A 4545-nucleotide genomic window follows, 5' to 3' on the forward strand; every position below is an offset into this window, starting at 1 on the left:
CCTCCAACGCCGCACGCGACTTCGCCGACACCACCCACGGCACCGACCCATCCGTCACCACCACCGGCCCCACCACACCATCAACAGCACCCTCAACCTCAGGAGCCTCCTCGACGATGAGATGCGCGTTCGTGCCGCTGATACCGAAGGAGGAGACACCCGCACGGCGCGGGCGGCCCGTGTTCGGCCAGGGCAGTTCCTCGGTCAGGAGCTCGACCGCGCCGGTGCTCCAGTCGACGTGCGGGGTCGGCTCGTCCACGTTCAGCGTGCGGGGCAGCACGCCGTGCCGCATGGCCATCACCATCTTGATGACGCCGGAGACACCGGCGGCCGCCATGCTGTGGCCGATGTTGGACTTCATGGAGCCGAGCCACAGCGGTCGGCCCTCCGGCCGGTTCTGGCCGTACGTGGCGAGCAGTGCCTGCGCCTCGATCGGGTCGCCGAGCTTGGTGCCCGTGCCGTGCCCTTCCACCACGTCGACCTCGTCCGGCATGAGGCGGGCGTTGGCCAGGGCCTGGCGGATGACGCGTTCCTGCGAAGGGCCGTTGGGGGCGGTCAGCCCGTTGCTCGCGCCGTCCTGGTTGACCGCCGAGCCCCGGACGACCGCCAACACCTGGTGGCCGTTCTTCCGCGCGTCGGAGAGGCGTTCCAGGAGGACGATTCCGACGCCCTCGCTCCAGCCCGTGCCGTCGGCGGAGGCCGCGTAGGACTTGATCCGGCCGTCGGGAGCCAGCCCGCGCTGCTTGCTGAACTCGGTGAGGTAGCCCGGGGTGGACATCACGGCCACGCCGCCGGCGACCGCGAAGGTGCACTCTCCCTGGCGCAGCGCGTGCGCCGCCTGGTGCAGGGCCACCAAGGACGACGAGCACGCCGTGTCGATGGTGACGGCTGGGCCTTCGAGGCCGAGGAAGTAGGCGAGGCGGCCGGAGAGGACGCTGGTCGTCTTGCCGGTCAGGAGGAGGCCGTCGACGCCCTCGGGGGCCTCGTGCAGCAGCGGGCCGTACTCCTGGGGCATGGCGCCGACGAACACGCCGGTCGGGGTGCCGTGCACCGACTCCGGGCGGATGCCCGAACGTTCGAACGCCTCCCAGGTGGTCTCCAGGAGCACCCGCTGCTGCGGATCCATGGCCAGCGCCTCGCGGGGCGCGATACCGAAGAAGCCGGCGTCGAACTCGCCCGCGTTGTACAGGAAGCCGCCCTCGCGGACGTACGTCTTGCCGCGCTGGTCGGGGTCGGGGTCGTACAGGCTCTCCAGGTCCCAGCCCCGGTCTGTCGGCAGGCCCGCGATGCCGTGACTGCCGGAGGCGACCAGCTCCCACAGCTCTTCCGGGGATCCGACCCCGCCGGGCAGGCGGCAGCTCATGCCCACGATCGCGACGGGCTCGTCCAGGGCGGCCGCGGTGACCACGGGCCGGGCGGCGGCCGGGGCCTCACCGACCAGTTCACCGCGCAGGTAGCGGGCCATCGCGGCCGGGTTCGGGTGGTCGAAGACGGCCGTGGGCGACAGGCGTACGCCGAAGGCCGCGCTCAGACGGTTGCGCAGCTCGACCGACGAAAGGGAGTCGAAGCCGATGTCCTTGAACTTGCTGTCCGGCCGTACCGCTTCGGGTGTCGCGTGACCGAGCACGGTCGCGGTGTGGGCGCGTACGGCCGCCAACAGCTCGCGCTCCGCGTCGGCCGCGGACATCCCGGCGAACCGCTGTCCGCCCGCGCCGCCGCCCGCCGAGCTCTTGGCGGCGGTGCGCCGGGCGGAGCGGGGACGCACCAGGGCGCCGAGCACCGCGGGCAGGGTTCCGTTGCCGTCCTGGGCGAGCCGTGCGGTGTCCAGTGGCGTGGGGACGAGCGTGGGCTCGCCCAGTGCCATGGCCGCGTCGAAGAGGGCGAGCCCCTCTTCGGAGCGCAGGGGCAGCAGGCCGGAACGGGCCATCCGGGCCAGGTCCGCCTGGTCCAGGTCCCCCGTCAGGTCGCTGCGCTCGGCCCACAGGCCCCACGCGAGCGAGGTGGCCGGGAGTCCCTGGGCGTGGCGGTGGGCGGCCAGTGCGTCGAGGTAGACGTTCGCCGCCGCGTAGTTGCCCTGGCCCGCGCCGCCGATCGCGCCCATCACGGAGGAGAACAGGACGAACGCCGTCAGATCCAGGTGCTGCGTGAGCCGGTGCAGATGCCATGCGGCGTCCGCCTTGGGTCGCAGCACCGTCTCCAGCTGGGCGGGGGTCAGGGCGGAGACCAGGCCGTCGTCCAGTACGCCCGCCGTGTGCACGACAGCGATCAGCGGGTGCTCGTTCGGTATGGCTTCCAGCAGGTCGGCCAGCGCATCGGGGTCGGATACGTCGCACGCCACCGCGGTGGCCGTCGCACCGAGCGCGGCGAGCTGCTCGACCAGCGCGTCCGCGCCCGGGGCGGCGGATCCCCGGCGGCTGACCAACAGGAGCCGCCGTACGCCGTATGCGCTCACCAGGTGCCGGGCGAAGTGGCCGGCCAGAGTGCCGGTGCCGCCGGTGATCAGCACCGTGCCGTCCGGATCCCACGCGGGCGGGGTGACGGGCTCGCCGTCGGCCGCGGCCCGCACGAGCCGCGGCACCAGAACCTCTCCCCCGCGCACCGCGAACTGCGGCTCACCGCAGGCGAGCGCGGCGGGCAGGGAGCGCAGGGACCGCTCGTCGTCATCGAGGTCGACGAGGACGAAGCGATCCGGGTTCTCCGTCTGCGCGCTGCGCAGCAGGCCCCATACCGGCGCGGAGGCCAGGTCCGGCCGCTCCGTGCCGTCGGCCGTCACCGCGCCACGGGTGAGCACGGCGAGGCGCGTGTCGGCGAACCGCTCGTCGGTGAGCCAGGACTGCACCAGGGACAGCGTCTTCAGCAGTGCGGTGCGGGCGGCGGCGGGGTCGTAGGAGGCGCCGTCTTCGGCCGAGGCCGCAGGCGCGTCGGGAAGGTGACAGGCCAGGACGAGCCCGGGCCGGGAAGCGCCGGACGACTCGAACGCTTCACCCAGCGCGGACAGGTCCGCGTACCGCCGCGGCTGTGCGGCATCCAGAGCGGTGCCGAGCCCGAGCCCGTCGTCGCCCACCAGCGCGAGCGATCCGGCCAGGATCCCGTCGGCGCTCTGCACTGCCCGGCTCACCCAGTCCATGCGCAACAGCGCGTCCTGGTGGGCGCCCCCGGCCCCGCCCAGCTTGCCGGGGTCGACGGGGCGCATCGCCAGCGACCCGACCGAGGCGACCAACGCGCCCTCGGTGTCGGCTACTTCGACCACGAGGGAGTCGTGACCCGACGGGGCCAGGCGCACCCGCACGTTGGTGGCGTCGGTCGCGTGCAGCCGTACGTCGGACCACACGAACGGCAGCCTCAGCGAACCCGCGGCACCTTCGGCGCCCGCGTCGGGAAGGAGCCCGGCGTGCAGGGCCGCGTCCAGCAGCGCGGGGTGGATGCCGAACGCGGCCACCTCGGCGTGACGCTCCCGCGCCAGCGCCACCTCGGCGTACACCTCGTCACCGAGCTTCCACACCGACTGCACTCCCTGGAACGCGGGGCCGTACTGATAGCCCACGGCGGCCAGAGCCGGGTACAACTCATCGATGTCCACCGACATCGCCCCGGTCGGCGGCCACACCCGTGGGTCCCACGAGGACGGCGCCGACCCCTCCGAGGCGAGTACGCCCGTGGCATGGCAGGTCCAGGGCGTACCCGTCCCCTCGCCATCGGGCCGCGAGTGCACCTCCACGGAACGCCGTCCCGCATCGTCGCGCTCGCCCACTTCCACCCGCAACTGGACGCCGCCGGTCGCAGACAGTGCGAGTGGCGCCTGCAGGGTCAGCTCCTCCAGGTGTTCACTGCCGACCTCGTCCCCGGCCCGCAGCGCCATCTCGACGAAGGCCGTGCCGGGCAGCAGTACGGTGCCGGAGATCGTGTGGTCGACCAGCCAGCCGTGCGTCCGCGACGACACCCGGCCGGTAAGCACGGTGACGTCCGACCCCGCCAGCTCAACTGCCGCACCGAGCAGAGGGTGTTCGACCGTTACCTGCCCGGCCGAGGCCGCGTCTGCCACACTTCCGGTCCGCTCCAGCCAGTGGCGTTGGCGCTGGAAGGGGTAGGTGGGCAGGTCGAGGTGGATGGGCGTGGTGGCGGGGTAGAAGCCCGCCCAGTCGACCGGCGCCCCGCCCTGCGTGTAGGCGGTGCCGAGTGAGGTCAACATCCGCTGCCACGTGTCGTCACTGCGACGCAGCGTGCCAGTGACAGCGACCTCGCCCGCACCCTCACGGAGCTCGACCGTCTCCTGAACCGCGTGCGTGAGAACCGGATGCGGGCTCACCTCGACGAACAGCGTGTGCCCATCATCCAGCAGAGCGTTCGTCGCCGACTGGAAATGCACCGCCGTCGCCAGGTTGGCGTACCAGTACTCCGCCCCCATCACCGTCGTATCGGCCACCGGACCACCCAGGTGACCCTCGACCGTCGAGTAGAACGCGACCGTGGCGGGGCGGGCCTCAACGGAAGCCAGTACGTCGAGGAGTTCGTCGCGCAGCGGGTGCACGTGTGAGGTGTGCGAGG

The 4545-nt window shown here is 72.6% G+C and carries 1 protein-coding gene; it reads right to left on the bottom strand.

Annotated features, from left to right (window positions below):
* Positions 1-4545 (bottom strand): type I polyketide synthase (locus tag DT019_RS38865; protein WP_147267431.1); only part of this gene is annotated, 4545 nt, incomplete at both ends.

Source organism: Streptomyces sp. SDr-06, from assembly GCF_003324565.1.
GTDB lineage: Bacteria > Actinomycetota > Actinomycetes > Streptomycetales > Streptomycetaceae > Streptomyces.